The sequence below is a fragment of the Rhizobium sp. O111 genome (assembly GCF_055616315.1).
Map to the genome: position 1 here is coordinate 953231 of NZ_JBSHXL010000002.1, position 15733 is coordinate 968963.

The 15733-nt window shown below is 61.1% G+C and carries 13 protein-coding genes; 2 read left to right on the plus strand and 11 right to left on the minus strand.

Annotated elements, in window-relative coordinates; all coding sequences use genetic code 11:
- The first annotated feature begins 18 nt into the window (after window positions 1-18).
- Both ACVTFQ_RS23985 and ACVTFQ_RS23990 read left to right on the plus strand, forming a co-directional pair.
- The gene (locus tag ACVTFQ_RS23985) at window positions 19-1338 is read left to right on the plus strand and encodes an NtaA/DmoA family FMN-dependent monooxygenase (protein ID WP_113177029.1); all 1320 of its coding nucleotides are present in this window, start codon (window positions 19-21) and stop codon (window positions 1336-1338) included.
- Window positions 1339-1363: 25 nt separating this feature from the next.
- On the plus strand, window positions 1364-2356 hold the full coding sequence (locus ACVTFQ_RS23990) for a ketopantoate reductase family protein (protein ID WP_113177030.1): 993 nt from the start codon (window positions 1364-1366) through the stop codon (window positions 2354-2356).
- 339 nt (window positions 2357-2695) lie between these two features.
- Here ACVTFQ_RS23990 and ACVTFQ_RS23995 read toward each other — a convergent pair whose 3' ends face one another.
- From ACVTFQ_RS23995 to ACVTFQ_RS24045, 11 genes are all read right to left on the minus strand, one after another.
- Window positions 2696-3760 (minus strand): sn-glycerol-3-phosphate ABC transporter ATP-binding protein UgpC, encoded by a 1065-nt coding sequence (locus tag ACVTFQ_RS23995; protein ID WP_113177031.1) that lies wholly within the window; start codon window positions 3758-3760, stop codon window positions 2696-2698.
- Window positions 3761-3771: 11 nt separating this feature from the next.
- Window positions 3772-5862: an ADP-ribosylglycohydrolase family protein gene (locus tag ACVTFQ_RS24000; RefSeq protein WP_113177032.1), complete on the minus strand. Its 2091-nt coding sequence runs from the start codon at window positions 5860-5862 to the stop codon at window positions 3772-3774.
- A 13-nt stretch (window positions 5863-5875) separates the two neighbouring features.
- Window positions 5876-6709, minus strand: coding sequence for a carbohydrate ABC transporter permease (locus tag ACVTFQ_RS24005; protein ID WP_111562366.1), 834 nt, complete (start codon window positions 6707-6709; stop codon window positions 5876-5878).
- Window positions 6706-7551 (minus strand): carbohydrate ABC transporter permease, encoded by an 846-nt coding sequence (locus ACVTFQ_RS24010; RefSeq protein WP_113177033.1) that lies wholly within the window; start codon window positions 7549-7551, stop codon window positions 6706-6708. The genes ACVTFQ_RS24005 and ACVTFQ_RS24010 overlap by 4 nt, the downstream gene beginning before the upstream one ends.
- A 98-nt stretch (window positions 7552-7649) precedes the next feature.
- Window positions 7650-8960, minus strand: coding sequence for an extracellular solute-binding protein (locus tag ACVTFQ_RS24015; RefSeq protein WP_113177062.1), 1311 nt, complete (start codon window positions 8958-8960; stop codon window positions 7650-7652).
- A 25-nt stretch (window positions 8961-8985) separates the two neighbouring features.
- Window positions 8986-10014 (minus strand): LacI family DNA-binding transcriptional regulator, encoded by a 1029-nt coding sequence (locus ACVTFQ_RS24020; protein WP_470424033.1) that lies wholly within the window; start codon window positions 10012-10014, stop codon window positions 8986-8988.
- 296 nt (window positions 10015-10310) lie between these two features.
- Window positions 10311-10952, minus strand: coding sequence for a dihydroxyacetone kinase subunit DhaL (gene dhaL, locus ACVTFQ_RS24025; RefSeq protein WP_113177034.1), 642 nt, complete (start codon window positions 10950-10952; stop codon window positions 10311-10313).
- Between the two features lie 57 nt (window positions 10953-11009).
- Window positions 11010-13034 (minus strand): bifunctional sugar-binding transcriptional regulator/dihydroxyacetone kinase subunit DhaK, encoded by a 2025-nt coding sequence (locus ACVTFQ_RS24030; protein ID WP_113177064.1) that lies wholly within the window; start codon window positions 13032-13034, stop codon window positions 11010-11012.
- Window positions 13035-13228: 194 nt separating this feature from the next.
- The gene (gene dhaL, locus ACVTFQ_RS24035; protein ID WP_113177035.1) at window positions 13229-13876 is read right to left on the minus strand and encodes a dihydroxyacetone kinase subunit DhaL; all 648 of its coding nucleotides are present in this window, start codon (window positions 13874-13876) and stop codon (window positions 13229-13231) included.
- Between the two features lie 11 nt (window positions 13877-13887).
- Window positions 13888-14880 (minus strand): dihydroxyacetone kinase subunit DhaK, encoded by a 993-nt coding sequence (locus ACVTFQ_RS24040; protein WP_113177036.1) that lies wholly within the window; start codon window positions 14878-14880, stop codon window positions 13888-13890.
- A gap of 33 nt (window positions 14881-14913) precedes the next feature.
- Window positions 14914-15687, minus strand: coding sequence for an SDR family oxidoreductase (locus ACVTFQ_RS24045; protein ID WP_113177037.1), 774 nt, complete (start codon window positions 15685-15687; stop codon window positions 14914-14916).
- Window positions 15688-15733 lie beyond the last annotated feature (46 nt).

The window sequence follows — 15733 nt, forward strand, 5'->3', positions numbered from 1 at the left end:
TTCCGAGGGATAAACGACATGACAAACAAATGGGCGGGCCGCAGCAGTGAACGCGGCCCAGGACTGGTGCTCGGCCTGCTTCTGGGCGGAACTGGACAGACGAAGAAGAAAGGCCGCGACGGCCCGACTGACAACCTCCTCGATATAGACGCCTATGTCGAGCAGGCGCAGCAGGCCGAACGCGGCAAGATCCACACGGTCTTCCTGGCCGACGCGCTCGTGACCAGCGATACCGCGCCGAAGCCGGGGCTGGAGCCGGTGACGCTGCTCAGCGCGCTTGCCGCAAAGACGTCGCGTATCGGCCTGATCGGCTCGATTTCGACATCCTTCACCGAGCCCTACAATCTCGCTCGGCAGGTCCTGTCACTCGACCACATCTCCAAGGGTCGCGCCGGCTGGAACCTCGTCACCTCCTCGGCGGGGGAGAAGAATTTCGGCAAGCCGCTTCCCGCCCATGACGATCGCTATGCAATCGCCGAGGAGTTTGCGGGCGTGGTTCAGGCACTATGGGAAAGCTGGGAGCCGGACGCCGTGAGCTATGACGATAGCGGCCGCCAGGTCATCGATGCGGGCAAGGTGCACCGCATCGACTGGAACAGCCGCCACTTCTCCGTTCAGGGACCGCTCAACGTCTCGCGCAGCCCGCAGGACAAACCTATTCTCGCCCAGGCCGGTTCGTCCACCGAAGGAAGGCAGCTCGGGGCGCGCGTCGCCGACGTCATCTTCACCACGGGGCTTACCGAGGCTGAGCCGTCGATCGACCTCTATCGAGACTTCAAGCAGCGGGCGACGGCCTATGGACGATCACCGGATGCGATCAAGATCCTGCCGGGCGTGGCACCGGTCATCGGCTCCACAGACGAGGAGGCCAAGCGCTTCTGGCAAAAGGTGATCGACGACATCGATTTCGAGGAAGGGCGCAAATCGCTCGCCGGCCAGTTCGGCGGTATTGATTTCGAAGGCATCGACCTCGACGCGGAGATCCCGCTCAACGACCTGCCGCAGACGGCCAATGTCCAAGGACGTCGGTCGCGCTTCGGCGTCTTCCGCGAACTTATCGAGAGCGGCAAGGTTCGCACCGTGCGCGACCTCATCATCTACCACTCCAGCGGTGCCGGCCACTGGTTCCCGATCGGCTCGGTGGAGAACATCGCCGACCAGTTACAAGACCGCTATGAAAGGGGCGCGAGCGACGGCTTCAACTTCCTGGCCTTCACCCTGAAATACGAACTCGGTCTCTCCGCTGTCACGGATCACCTGATCCCGGAGCTGCAAAAGCGCGGCATATTCCATCACGACTACCGGCATGAAACCCTCAGGCAGAACCTGGGCGTCTGATCAAGGACAAGGCGAGGACAAAGACATGACACGCTATGTAATCATCGGAGCCGGGGCGGTCGGCGCAAGCCTTGCGGCGCAGTTTGAGCTGACCGGTATTCCCTACGCTCTGGTTGGCCGCGGTGCACAGATCAGCCACATCAGGCAACACGGATTGAGCTATCGGCGGCCGACGGGCACGCAGCAGCTGAAGCTCAACGCTTTCGATCTTTCGGATCCGCCTGAACTGGCGGCCGGTGATATCCTGCTCCTGACCGTCAAGTCGCAGGATGCGGCGGGCGCGCTTGCCTTCTGGTCATGGCGCAGCGTTTCAGGCACCGCTGATCCCGCGGCCGCCATCCTTCCAATCGTCACCTTCCAGAACGGGTTGGCAACCGAGGCGCTGGCGCTTCGAACCTTCGCCCATGTCTATGGCGCCAGCATCATGACACCGGCCCGGTTTACCGAAACCGGGAGTGTCGTTTGCGGTGGCGCCCCTGAAGTCGGCGTCGTGACAATTGGGCGCTTTCCCAGGGGGCTCGACGAGACGAGCAAGCGCATCGTGGAGGACCTCAGCCGCGCGGGTTACCTCGCTGAAACGACGGGTGAGATAACCGGCTGGAAATCTGCCAAGCTGCTTCACAATGCCCGCAACGTGCTGGAACTGTTTCATGGCCCTGCCGACCTCAGGAGCGAGATCGGCGACGCCCTGGTGGAAGAGGCGCGGCTTGCACTTCAGGCAGCCGGCTACAGGCTTGCCGCGCCATCCGAGCGCAACATTGATATTTCGAACTGGCGGGTGGCTGACAACAGCGGCATCCATCCCGGTCAGCAATCGACCTGGCAAAGCTTCACCCGCGGCGCATCGAGCGAGGTGGATTTCCTCAACGGTGAGATCGTCCTGCTCGGCCGCCTGCACGGCATAGCGACACCCTATAACGACGCCGTCCAGTATATCGCCGGACAGCTTGCACAAAGGGGCGAATTCTCCGGTCCGCTCCCTCTTGAAGACGTACTGGCAAAGCGCCAGCGGAGATGATGCCTTCGCGAAAGCGACAACGTTGAGATTTCTGGAAAGAATATTGGTTGCGGGCCTAATGGTACGGAGACTTGTAGGTTCTGCTCACCGATAGTGTGCCGGCCGACCTTTCGAGTGCGGCTCTGTGGCCCATGCTGCCCGTTGTCACCAACGATGGCATGAGACGTACGGGAAGGCGGAACCGACCGTTTGGCTCAACCGGGTCGCTTGCCAAGCTCCTGCAGGATATCGCCAGCGCGCTTTTGTAAGACAAATTTGGTCACCAGGGCGAATGGCACGGGCCATGGGCCAACGCTCGGCCATGCGCTCAAGCGCGGGCGAGCGTTGGGATTGGTTGATTTATACGGACGCGATCCGTCGTCCCGTCTCCTGATCGAAAAGATGCACGCTGCCCTTGGAGAGCGAAAGGTATTGCCGGCTCGCAATGTCGAATTGCGGCCGTTCGCGCAAAACAACCGAGATGAGCTGGTCGCCGAGGCGCGCCTCCACGAAGGTTTCCGCCCCCGTCGGCTCGATATTCTCGACAACGGCCTCGAGCTCGCCCTCGGCAACGAGCGCGATTTCTTCGGGACGCTTGCCAATCAGTACCGTCTGCCCCTCCCGGACGCCGGCGGGCGCTTTCAGCCCCGTACCCTTGCCCCTCTGCAGAACGAGATCGCCCGACCGGGCGACCGCCGGAAACAGGTTCATCGCCGGAGAGCCGATGAACTGTGCCACGAAGGCATTCGCGGGGCGATCGTAAAGCTCCAGTGGCGAACCCACCTGCTCGATCTTGCCAGCCTGCATGACGACAATGCGATCGGCCATGGTCATCGCTTCGATCTGATCGTGGGTGACATAGATCATCGTCGTCCCGAGGCGGCGATGCAGCGACTTGATCTCGCCACGCATCTGCACGCGAAGCTTGGCGTCGAGATTGGAAAGCGGCTCGTCGAATAGAAAGACCTGCGGTTTGCGCACGATCGAGCGACCCATGGCCACACGCTGACGCTGTCCGCCGGACAAGGCTTTCGGCTTGCGCTGAAGAAGTGGAACCAGCCCAAGGATTTCGGCCGCCTCACGCACCTTCTTCTGCTTCTCCTCTTTGCTGGCGCCCGCAAGTGTGAGCGAAAACGCCATGTTCTCCTCGACGGTCATATGCGGATAAAGCGCATAGTTCTGGAAGACCATGGAGATATCGCGGCTCTTCGGCGGCAGGTTGTTCACCACCTTGCTACCGATTGATATCTCACCACCGGAGATCTCTTCCAGACCCGCGATCATTCGCAGCAACGTTGACTTCCCGCAGCCCGATGGGCCGACGAGGACGACGAACTCGCCCTCGTTGAAGGTTGCCTCAATGCCGTGAATGACCTCAGCGCTTCCGTAGCGCTTCACGACCTTGTCGATTGTTACGCTGGCCATCCTGTCACTCCTTACGCTGAGCCGATTGCGATGCGCGTCGCCGACAATGCGCCTTCATGGATGATGAGGCCGGCCGATCCACCTTCAAAGGCCGTATCATCGGCCTCGACAAGGACATCGCCAACGCTCGCCTCAAAATGACCGCCCTTGGCCGAGACCTTCAAGGTGAAAGCCTTCTCGAATTCGACATCGAGCGCGACGGAAGCAAGCACCTTACGATCCTCATCTTTGCACCTGACGATCTGCAGTTCACCAGCGCGGGTGACTAGCGCCGCATAGTACCGGCGCTGCCCTTGCGAGCGGAACACCAGGCCGCCGTAATCGCCGAGGTGCAGCATCAAATCTGCCTCGATCGAATAATCCGTCCAGTCCCGCGTGCCCTGCATGATCATGCCGTCGCCGCGGTTCTGGCTGATGCGAAAATCCTGCGGGAAGTGCTTGGAGAAGAAATGCACATTGCTGACCCAGGCGCGGCGCCAGAAATCACCGGCACCCTCGGGCCGACGAAATGTCACCGACGGGCAGCCGTCCCAGGTCAGGCTGTCGATGACGACACGACCGTTTGCCCGGCCGCCGGCCGTCGTCAGCACCAGGCCGACCTCGGCGATCGGCTGGTATCCGGTCTCCGGCACTATCCATGAGAGCGAGGCGGATGCGCCGGCTGCCAGCAATTCGCCATTCGGCATGTCGATGGTGACGAGGTTGTCCGTCCCGTCATAGTGACGAATGCGCAGTTTGGCTTCGACGACCCCCTTGTTGCCGGAATCAGCACTGACGCGCGCCTTGAGAACCTGGCCGGCATGAATGCGCGGGCTGGCCATCAGATCATAGGTGCGCATCTTCGTTACTTCGGCCGGGGTAAACACAGGCGTGTTGGTTGCCGCCTCGCGGCCCGGCGCAAGCGCCGAAAAATCGATCGCCAGACCATTGCCGGTGCCGCTCACCTTGAGATCGGCAAGCGCGGTATCGGCCGCTTGCGGACGGAAGCCCTGAACGGAACCCGGCAGCGAGAAGTGGAACTTGGCACCGTCCTTGGGCGCCGGTTCGGCGGCCTGACCCGCAAGCTTGCGGCCGAGATTGGCAAGCCAGAGGGCGACATCGACGGCATCGGCGATCGAGCGACCACCGTCGGCCGTCGACATGTAGAGCCGGTCAGCAACCGGGCCGCGCCAATCCGGGCCGGCGTCCAGCCCCTCGAGACCAAGCATGATGCCGTGCAGGCAACCGAGGTTGCCGGCGTTGCAATCCGTGTCCCAACCGGAGGTGTTGACGATCATCTGGCCACGCTGGAAATCATGCGGTGCATGCAGAAGCGCCATGATCATCAACGCATGGTTCGGAACGACATGGCAATTGCCCGGATATTTGTCGTAGCCGTAGTTGTCTTCGATCCTCTGGCGGGTTTCCTCCCAATCCTCGTTACCGGATGTCCAGTGGCGGATATCGGCGACCAGTTTGGCGATCAGGCTATCCTTCGGAATATAGGACAGACCGGTGTCCAGCAGATGATTGACATCCTTGCTGACGAAGGCTTCCGCTTCCATTGCGGCCCAGAGCACCGCGGCATGGACAGCTTCACCGTCGTGGCTGACGGAACCTGCCGCACGCGCGAGCTTTGCGGCCTGCGCCGGATTGCCGGGAGACACGAGCGCCCAACCGTCGATGAAAATCTGAGCGCCGATCTGTTCGGCGACCGTTGCGCCATTGGTTTCGATCGAACCGGAGGCGGGTGCGGGAATACCGCGTTTCAGGTTGAGCCAGGCCGTGTGTTCGGTCGAGTTGCCGGCTCCGCCCCACCAGAGGATCGAGCGTTCCTCGATGATATAGTTCAGCCAGGCCTTGCCGATATCCTCGGCGGAAAGGTCCGGCGAGATGCCGTAGTCGTCGAGCGCACGCGGGAAGGCGAAGGTGCCGCCGACATCGTCGTCGGTGACGACGAGCGGATCGCCCAGCCGTTCGTGGACGTAGTAGGTGATCGGTCCGAGCTTCTGGAGAATATCCTTGTAGCGCCAGTTTTCGAATGGGCGGCCGAGATAGACGCCGATCAGCTTGCCGAGAACGCCGGCATAGACACGGTTGTTGTAGTCTGAAGGTATGGACATCAGAAGCTCCTTGTCAGCCCTTCACCGAACCGCCGGCCATTCCTTCGATGAAATGGCGCTGCAGCAGGATGAAGAGAATTACGATGGGTAGAATGATGATGAGGGCCGCCGCCATGATCTCGCCCCAGTCGGACGAGTACTGGCCCGACAGCAGGAAGAAGGAAACGACGGCCGTCAGCCTGTCCTGATCCTGCAGGAAGGTGGTTGCGATCAGGAACTCGTTCCACGAGTAAAGCCCGATGATAAGCGCGACCGTGAGGATGCCAGGCGAGACGATGGGCAAGAAGACGCGCCGGAACACCTGCCAATGCGTCGCTCCGTCGATCAATGCGGCTTCCTCAAGCTCCTTGGGCACGGCAAGAAAATAGGTGCGCAAAAGCATGATGGCGAAAGGCGAGTAGACCGCCGTGTAGATGAAGGACACGGCAATCGGATTGTTGATCAGCCCGAAGCGGGCAAAGCCGAAGTAGAGCGGGAAGAGAAAGAGTTGGATCGGCGCAGTGGTGCTTGCCAAAAGATAGAAGGTGAGGATCTTCCACGTCTTGATCTTGCGGCGAGCGAGCACATAGGCCGTCAGCGAACCCGTGGTGCAGACGAGGATGATCGTCATGCCGGTCAGCACCGCCGAGTTGAGAAGCGTGCGCCCGAAATTGGCATCCGACCATGCGCGGGTAAAATTGTCCCACCGCAATTCCGACGGCCAGGAGAGCGGATTTTGCACGATCTCGGCGGACGCCTTCAGCGAATTCAGGACCATCAGCACGATGGGAAACAGCGTGATGATCAGCAGCAACGACAACGTCGCATAGACGAGCGTCAGCGTGATGCGGCTCTCGGTCATGTTCATTGTTCGAACTCCGATGCTTGCGCGCGGATATAAAGGACAGTGGCCGCCAGCCCGAAGAGGCTGATGACGACGGAAACAGCGGCCGCCTTGCCAACGGCGAGATCATAGAAGGCTGAGCGATAGGCCAGCGTCGACAGCACTTCGGAGGAATAGGCGGGACCACCCTGGGTGAGGATGTAAACGAAGTCGAAGACGAGGAACGACCAGATGACGGTCATGATCATCATCAGCGTGATGGTCGGCATGATGCCTGGAAGCAGTACGTAGCGGATCATCTGGAAGAAGGTCGCGCCCTCGATACGCGCTGCCTCGATCTGTTCAGCCGGCACTTGGCGAAGGGCGGCGAAGAAGATGACGCACAAGAAGCCCCACCAGTGCCACAGATCGACGACGGCAATGCCGTAGAGCGCGCTCGACGTCTCTGTCAGCGGGTTGGCAATTTCGATACCCAACCGCTGGAGAAGGCCCGTAACACCCGTCACCGGCGAATAGATCATGCCCTGCCAGACACGGCCGGTAATGGCCGTGGCTATGATGACAGGGAGGAAGTAGATCACCTGGAAGGTGTTGGAGCCACGACGGACAACCAAAAGCATCGTGGCGGCCAGGAGCCCCATGCCGATCGGCACGGTCAGGAAGATGATCGTCCAGATGATGTTGTTCGTGAGCGCCGTCCAGAACACGCTGTCGTCCCACAGCGCCGCGAAATTGTCCAACCCGACGAAGACAGGCGTGCTGATGCCGTCCCATTCGAAGAAGGCAAGCGCCACCGTCAGCAGCGCCGGAATGGCGATGATCACGATGTTTATGATGAGGGTCGGCAGAACATAGAGTCTGTGCATGTGTATTACCTTTTCGGGCATGGTCCGGCCTGCCCGCCACCGGCAACCGGTGGAAGGCGAGCGTGAGGCGCGCGCAAGCGCGCCTCACAAGGTCCTGATCAGCGAGCCGGGACGGCAGGCGCCTTTCCGGCCTTGGATTCCTTTTGGAAGGACTCGTCGAGCTTGGTCAGATAGTCCGTTGGCGAGATCTTCTTCAGCCAGACTTCCTCGATGCCGTTGATGATGTAGCTGTCGGTCGCGGGCGGCAGGAAGGTCCAGGTGGTGTAGCCGTATTTCCCGTCGGCGACCGAGGCAGAGAGGTTCTTCATCGTCTCGGTAAAGAGCGGGGTCACCTCGCTCGCCATCTTGACGCTCGAGATATCCTTGAGCGGGATATTCCACTCGCCCTGCCAGGCGGAGTTCATCGTGCCGTAGACTTCAGGCGAGAAGACGTAGTTGATGACCGTGGCGGCACCTTCGGGGTTCTTCGCCTTGGTCGCGATCGAGAAGGTCGAGCCGATGCCGAGCGGGAAGATCGGATCGCCGGACGCACTCGGGAAACCGACGAAGCCGGCCTCGGATCCGGCCTTCTTGCCGTAGGTCGCGACGTTCTGGAACTGCCATGTGCCGGTGGGCATCATGCCGGCCTTTCCGGAGGCCATCGCGTCGGCCGCCTGCTCGCTGCTGGTCAGCGAGAAGTAGTTCTTGCCGAAATAGCCCTTCTGCCACCAGGAGTTCAGGCGGTCGATCGACTTGACGAAAGGCTCGGCCGTCCAGGGCATTTCGCCACGCAGCGCCTTGTTGAGATTGTCGGGACCGGCGACGGAGTTGAGCGCCAGTGTCACGAACCATTCGTTGGCGCCGCGCCAATCGGCGTTGCCGGCGGCGAAGGGCGTGATGCCTTCCTTCAGCATGGCGTCGGCGAGCGTTTCCATCTCGTCGAGCGTTTTGGGCGCCTGCCAGCCATGCTTTTCAAACAAGGTCTTGTTGTAGAAAAGACCGACGGTTTCGTAAGTCTTCGGCAGCGCGTAGAGCTTGCCGTTATACTCGCCCATTTTCAGGAAGACCGGCAGGATTCGATCCTGCCACTTGTACTTGGCGGCATAGTCGTCGAGCGGCATGAGCTGGCCCGACTGGGCCATTGGCGCGACATAGCTCGGGCCCGCCGTGTAAACGACATCCGGGCCGTTGCCCGAGAGCATTGCCACGCGCAGCTGCTTGTCGAGCTCGGTGCCGCGGTAGTCGACCTTCAGGCTCTGCTCTGGATTGGCCTTGTCGAAAGGCTCGACGATATTTTCCTTGATCAGCTTCTGCTGATCTGGAGTAGCCTGCTCGTACCACCAGGTCACGCGATCCTGGGCGGCGGCGATCTGAGCGGCGCCGATGACGATGGCGGCAGCGGCAAGCAATTTCGTCTTGATCTTGGTCATGTTCATTCCTCCCTTACTCCATGAATTAGTTCTGCACGTCCGGTGGTGGCGCGACCGATGCCCGGATGACGAGCTCGAACGGCATTTCCTCGGGCTGAGCCGGCTCGGTTTCGCGGGAAATCAGGCGCGACAGAAGTTTTTCGGCGGCGCGCGCGCCAAGGCGATCCTGGAACTGCGCCACCGTTGTCAGCCCTGGAGTGACAAGCGCCGAGGCCATGATGTCATCAAAGCCCGCGACAGAAACATCGCGCGGCACCGACAACCCATTTCGAAGCAGGCTCTTGATGACACCAATTGCCATCAGGTCGTTGGCGGCAATGATGGCCGTGACCCGCCGGTCACTCGCCACGATGCGGTCCGCCATCTCGCTGCCTGCCTCCACGGTGAAATGCGTGGCCTCCAGAACGATCGGCTCAGCGCCGCTCGCCGCCATGGCATCGAGATATCCCTGGAGACGAACGCTTTGCGGACCACCACGGGCGGCGACCATTGCAATGGCGCGATGGCCGAGGCCGAGAAGATGGGCGGTGACGGCACGCGCGGCCGCCTGGTTGTCGATAAACAGATCATCTATCGGAAGCGAACCACCGGATTTGCGCCGCACCTCGATGCGCACGACCGGGACGCCATTCTTTCCAAGTGGCGCAAGATCACGGGCGGACAAGTTGAAGAAGACGCCGACCACGCCGTCATAGCGGCCCTGCAACGCGGCTGCGACCACCTGCCGTTCGTTCGCGAGCTCGCCTACGGTATCGATCGTGATCACCTCATAGCCCGCATTGCGCACAACCTTCTGAACGGCAACGACAAGCGAGGGATAAAAAGGGTTCGTCAAATCCGGAACGACGCAGGCAATCACGTGCGATCGGCTGGTGCGCAGCGCCTGGGCAAAGCGGTTGGGCTGATAGCCGAGTTCGGCAATGACGGCCTCGATGCGATCAGCCGTTTTAGGCGCAACCTTGTCCCTGCCGCCGTTCAGAACAAGAGACACCGTGGCCTGCGCAACGCCGGCTCGCTCTGCCACTTCCTTCTGCGTTATTCTGCGACCAGCCACACCGGATTCCATCGTTGATACGTAACAATTCATTATTGATACGTATCAACGATGGAGTCAAGCGGCAATTGGCCGGATCTCGGAAGTGGACAATGACCGAATTCCAATCAGGGAAGTGACTATGAAACTGAGGTTATAGCCGAGCTGCAGCAGCTCGATAATGTAGTGGCCGACTGATTGATCGCTCGGTGGGCGGACACCGAAACAAGGTTCCGGAACCGGCTTAAGCGGACATGCCCTTAAGGTGTGCGGCGCAGAACCGGGCAGCACTGCCGCACGCTGTCACCCGACAAAGCTCAATCCGTGAAAACTTCCGTCATTGCTTTCAAAATGAGGACCGCCGACGCCGCTCCGGGATCGACATGGCCGAGCGAACGTTCGCCCAGTCTGGCGGCACGGCCGCGTACCGCGACCATCGAACGTGTGGCCTCAGCACCTCCCTCGCCTGCCGCGACCACTTCGCGCCACAGTTCCGCAGGCCCGCTCGCGCGCTCCAGTGCAGCACCGCCTGCTTCTGCTGCCGGGATCCAGGTGTCGAGCATGGTCTTGTCGCCACGTTGGCCCTTGCCTCGCTCTTGTATTCCGAGTGCGATCGCCTGCAACACGGCAACCTGGCCAGCTGCATCCAGAGACTGGCGCGTTTCCAACGCCTTTGCGGCGCGCAAGAAGGCGGTCGCATACAATGGGCCAGTCGAGGCCCCCACGGCATTGAGGAACACAGAGGCGGCGATTGTCATCACGGCCGATGGCGGCATGTCGTCAAGATCGGATCGCGCCAGTTCACTGGAAACGGCACCAAAGCCGAGCAGCATGGTAATGCCATGGTCCGCGTCGCCAATCGCACCGTCAAGCTCGGTCAGGTAATCCTTCTCCGTGGCAATCAGGCTGGATATCCGGTTGAACATCCGGTTCAGTTTGCGTGCATCGTTCTCTGACATCGTTTCCCCTCCCATCGTCAGAATGCCCCCGGCGACGAGCCGAGCACATCCTGCTTCTTACGTTATCTTCAAGACTGCGGTGTCGCATGGATGATGCAGGAGCCCCGTCAGTTCCTCATCAAGCTCCATGATGGAGATCGACGCGCCGACCATGTCGAGTGACGTACAGTAATGCCCGATCCAGTTCGCCTCGATGGCGATGCCCTTGGCGCTCAAGCGCTGCTCCACGCGACGGAACAAGACATAGAGCTCCATCATCGGCGTTGCCCCGAACGAATTGACAAGGACAGCAACACGGCTGCCTTCGACCGCTTTCATCTCGGCGAAAATCCGATCCATCACCTTGTCGACGATCTCGTCGGCGCTGATCATTTTCTCGCGAATGACGCCCGGTTCGCCATGGATGCCCATGCCGAACTCGATATCCTCCGCTCCGATCTCGAAGTTGGGGCGCTGGGTCTGCGGCATCGAACACGCCTCAAGCGCCACGCCGACCGTGAAGGTCCGCATGTTCGCCTTACGCGTCACGGCTTCGCAAAGATCGAGCGACAGGCCGCGATCGCAGGCAGCACCGGCGATCTTGAAGGTGAAGAAATTTCCGGCCACGCCGCGGCGGCCATCGCGATCCTCGATCGGCGAAGAGGTGATGTCGTCCGTGGTCAGAACCGTTCGGATTGGAATACCCGCCGTCTCGGCCATCTCCGCGGCCATCTCGAAGTTCATCACGTCGCCAGCATAGTTGCCGTAAACGAAAAGAACGCCCTCGCCACCCGATGCAGCCTTCGCGCAGTGGAGGATGGGGATTGGAGGAGGTGACGAAAAGATGTTCCCGACCGCAACGGCATCGGCGAGCCCCTTGCCGACATAACCCAGAAAACCCGGCTCGTGTCCGGATCCACCGCCGATGACCAGACCGACCTTTCCGGGCCTTGGCCCGTCCCGGGCGATCAGGGCACGGTTCGACTTGTCGATCGGCGACAGATACTTGCGATGCGCACGCACCACGCCATCCAGCATCTCCTCGACGATCTTGTCCGGATCGTTCAGAAATTTCTTCACGCGCATTCGCGCAGCGGATGGCAACGGCGTTTGACTTTCGGGCCGCAGACGCTGCGATGACCGCTGATCGATATCGGTCACCCCATCGGCGTTGAGAATGCCACGGCCGGTCGCGGCATCAGTAATCAGCACGTTGACATAGCCGCCGCGCAAGGCCGCGAGGATGGCCGGCACCTTGTCGAAACCACCTGCAGCCGCGATACGCAAATCGATGTTCTTGAGCATCTCAAGGGAAATGCCGATCGTTCGATCGTCGAGCGGCCCTGCCACCGCGCGGCCATGGACGTCGATGAAACGACCAGCCACCACGCCGACGGCGCCCTTGGCAAGATAATCCTGCAGCGGAACGGACTCGAAAAAACCGCTGGTATGGATGGTGGAATTGGGGCGCAGCGAAGAAATACCAAAAAGTGCCTTGTTGGCGCCGGCAAGCGCGTCGAACTGGCTCTCTATCAAGGGCTCCTGCAGAAACGCATCGCGCACGGCGGGGGCGGAGACAATGGCGGGCGCGGAAATATTGATCATCTTGCCGTTGACGGCATTGGCGAGCGCCGTCGCACAGAGCTCCGGTGTATAGGCAAAGCTCGCGCGCGTCCCGCCCGTCGCCTGCACGACCGTCACGTCCTGCAATCCGGGAACCTCGGCGTGCTCGCTTATCGCCAGCACCGTACGCCCCCACGACACGGCGATCGTATCACCCGACTTGACCAGCCGATGCAACGCCTGACCACCTGCGACACCGATCCTGTCGATCAACGGTCTCGCGGTATCCTCGCTCGGAACGACAAGACAGTCCGTCAGGCCAAAATGCCGTTTGAGTGCCTGTGCCACGGTCAGTGAAGCAAGGCGGGCCGGCTCGATCGCGATGTTCACGATGCCGCGGTCGCGCGCCTCGGCGAGATAGCTGTTCACGGTTGCGCGGGATATGCCCATGACGTCGGCGATCTCGCCCTGCGTCAGTCCGTCCTCGTAATAGAGCCAGCACGCCCAGACATAGGGGTCGTCGCCATAGCGCAGCGGCATCGCATCCGGTGCCTGTGCGGGATCGCTCTTGCCTGCGCCGGCTTTCCTCGCCTGCTGTGTCTTCAACGCTGCCACTGTGGAATGAACTCCCGCCTACATGTGTCGGGAAGATGCCGCCAATGCGGCCTGTTTGCAACCGCGCGGCGCGCGACCCGCCGGACGGGTCGCGCTGTCTTGGGAGACAAACTGCAAGATCAAGCGTTTTCCAGGCGAGAAGAGACGCCCACGGAAATCTCCTTCAGAATGAGAGCGCATGAGGTAGCGCCTGCGTCCAGAATGCCGAGCGACCGCTCGCCGAGACGGCTGGCGCGGCCAATTTTCGCGACCAGATCGATCGTCGAATCGCGTCCTTTCTCGGCAGCATCCGCCAAAGCAGCCAGCGCCTGCGCAAAGGACTTGCCGGATGCGGTTGCCTCGTCGAACGCATCGACCGCCGGGACAATGGCGTCGATCAGCGTCTTGTCGCCGACCTTGGCCGACCCGATCGACTGGATACCATCCAGACCGGCATGCAGCATCCGGCTGAAAAGCCTGGCATCGACGTCTTCCTTGCCTTCGAGCGTCTCACCGAATTCCGTGAACATCACCCCGTAAAGCGGCCCCATCGAGCCGCCGATCTCTGTCATCAGCAGCGTGCCGAGCGTCTCGAACGCACCATTGAGCGAGGAGTCTTGCCCCTTCAGACGTTCCGCCGCCATGCCGAAGCCCTTGGCCATGTTGACCCCGTGGTCGCCATCGCCGATCTTGCCGTCGATCTCGCTGAGATAGGCCCGGTTTTCGATGATGCGCTCCGCCAGAGAAAGGACGATCGCGCCCGCCGAGGCGTTCTTGAAAGTTTGCATGTCAGCGTTCCTCAGAGCAAGATTGTGCAGGACGTTTCGAGGTCGAGAAGCGGCTTGGTCTCGGCATCGAGTGCAAAGACCGTCAGCGTCGCGCCGACCATTTGAAGCGATGTGAAATAGTTGCCGACATAGGTCTTGTAGACGACGAGGCCCCGGCCGGTGATCTCGCTCTCGATGGTGTCGTTCAGGATATAAAGTTCGTTGAGCGGTGTGGCGCCCAGCCCCGAGACAAGGACCGCAACCTCCGTGCCGGCGGGAAGGTTGTGATCATCCAGAACGATCTTGCACATATCCCTGGCGACGTCTGCAGCCGGCTTCAGCGGCTCGACGCGTACACCAGGCTCGCCGTGGTGGCCGATGCCGACTTCCATCGTGCCCGGCTCGATCTGGAAATTCGGATGACCAACGGCCGGCAACGTGCATGGGCCAAGACCGACGCCGATCGAGCGGCAGTTGTCGATCGCCTTTTGCGCAGCCGCACGAACTTCTTCCAGGCTGCCGCCCTGCGTCGCCTTGGCGCTGCCGATCTTCCACATGAAGATCTCTCCGGCAACGCCGCGGCGCTTTTCGCGCTCCGACAGCGGCGCCGAGCAGACGTCGTCGTTGGCAACGACGGTCGCGACCTCGATACCGTCCTTGGCGGCGATTTTCGTCGCCATCTTCACGTTCATGTTGTCGCCGGCATAATTGCCGTAGAGGCAGACAACGCCCGCGCCGCCGTTGGCCTCGCGAATTGCATCATGGAAGCTCTTGGCGGTCGGAGAGGAAAACAACTCGCCGACGGCAACGGCATCAAGCATGTTCTTGCCGGTGTAGCCCATGAAGCCGGGCTCGTGGCCGGAGCCGCCGCCGGTGATCACGCCGACCTTGCCGCTCACCGGAGCGTTCTTGGCGACAACGACGCGCGGATTTTCGGCAAGCCGCACGATATCGGAATGGGCCTTGATGAAACCCTTGACTGTATCCTCGACGACGAGATCGGGATTGTTGACGAACCGTTGCATGAAGTCTCCTTGAAAATGTCCTGGCGCTTCGGCTCAGAGAATTGTGTAGCCGCCATCGATCAGAAGATCGGCACCGTTGATCATATTCGCGCCGTCCGAAACCAGGAAAACGGCGGCGGCGGCGATCTCCTCGGGATAGGCGAAACGGCCGGTGGGAATGCGCTTCTTGGCGGCCTCTCCCTTTTCACCAGCCCAGGCCTTCTTACCGAGCTCGGTCAGGACCACGGTCGGCGAGAGGGTGTTGACGGTGATCCCGTATTTACCCCATTCGGCAGCGAAGGTCTTCGACATGCCGATAACACCGAATTTCGAGGCACAATAGGCGACATGCTCCTCGATCGCGACCGTGCCCGCCTGCGACGCGAGGTTGATGATCTTGCCGCCGTTTCCCGCAGCGATCATGGCGCGGCCGACAGCCTGGGTGACGAGAAAGCTGCCCTTCAGATTGATGTTGATCGTCTTGTCCCAGTAGTCGAGCGACAGATCCTCGGCTGGCGCCAGGAAGACGACGCCGGCGCTGTTGACCGCAATGTCGATGCGGCCGAACGCGGCAACGACATCCGATATGGCGCGATTGACCGAGTCCGGCTGGGAGACGTCACAGACGAAGGATTTGGCACCACCACCGAGCGCGGTCGCCTTGGCAGCGGCGATATCGGAATTGATATCGAGCACGGCTACCGTGGCACCTTTTGCCGTCAGCGCGTCGGAGATCGCCGAGCCGATCCCGGAGGCGGCGCCAGTCACGACGGCGATCTTGCCTGTCAGGGGGAAATTGAGGTCAATCTGGGGAGCAGTGTCTGTCATCTCTTCAAGCCCTTGCGATGTGGATGCCAGGGCGGCGTGATGCCGC

What these genes read in the sequence shown, in the direction of transcription:
- ACVTFQ_RS23985 (WP_113177029.1), top strand. Translation starts at nt 19, where the DNA reads ATGACAAACAAATGGGCGGGCCGCAGCAGTGAACGCGGCCCAGGACTG.
- ACVTFQ_RS23990 (WP_113177030.1), top strand. Translation starts at nt 1,364, where the DNA reads ATGACACGCTATGTAATCATCGGAGCCGGGGCGGTCGGCGCAAGCCTT.
- ACVTFQ_RS23995 (WP_113177031.1), bottom strand. Translation starts at nt 3,760, where the DNA reads ATGGCCAGCGTAACAATCGACAAGGTCGTGAAGCGCTACGGAAGCGCT.
- ACVTFQ_RS24000 (WP_113177032.1), bottom strand. Translation starts at nt 5,862, where the DNA reads ATGTCCATACCTTCAGACTACAACAACCGTGTCTATGCCGGCGTTCTC.
- ACVTFQ_RS24005 (WP_111562366.1), bottom strand. Translation starts at nt 6,709, where the DNA reads ATGAACATGACCGAGAGCCGCATCACGCTGACGCTCGTCTATGCGACG.
- ACVTFQ_RS24010 (WP_113177033.1), bottom strand. Translation starts at nt 7,551, where the DNA reads ATGCACAGACTCTATGTTCTGCCGACCCTCATCATAAACATCGTGATC.
- ACVTFQ_RS24015 (WP_113177062.1), bottom strand. Translation starts at nt 8,960, where the DNA reads ATGACCAAGATCAAGACGAAATTGCTTGCCGCTGCCGCCATCGTCATC.
- dhaL (WP_113177034.1), bottom strand. Translation starts at nt 10,952, where the DNA reads ATGTCAGAGAACGATGCACGCAAACTGAACCGGATGTTCAACCGGATA.
- ACVTFQ_RS24030 (WP_113177064.1), bottom strand. Translation starts at nt 13,034, where the DNA reads ATGCCGCTGCGCTATGGCGACGACCCCTATGTCTGGGCGTGCTGGCTC.
- dhaL (WP_113177035.1), bottom strand. Translation starts at nt 13,876, where the DNA reads ATGCAAACTTTCAAGAACGCCTCGGCGGGCGCGATCGTCCTTTCTCTG.
- ACVTFQ_RS24040 (WP_113177036.1), bottom strand. Translation starts at nt 14,880, where the DNA reads ATGCAACGGTTCGTCAACAATCCCGATCTCGTCGTCGAGGATACAGTC.
- ACVTFQ_RS24045 (WP_113177037.1), bottom strand. Translation starts at nt 15,687, where the DNA reads ATGACAGACACTGCTCCCCAGATTGACCTCAATTTCCCCCTGACAGGC.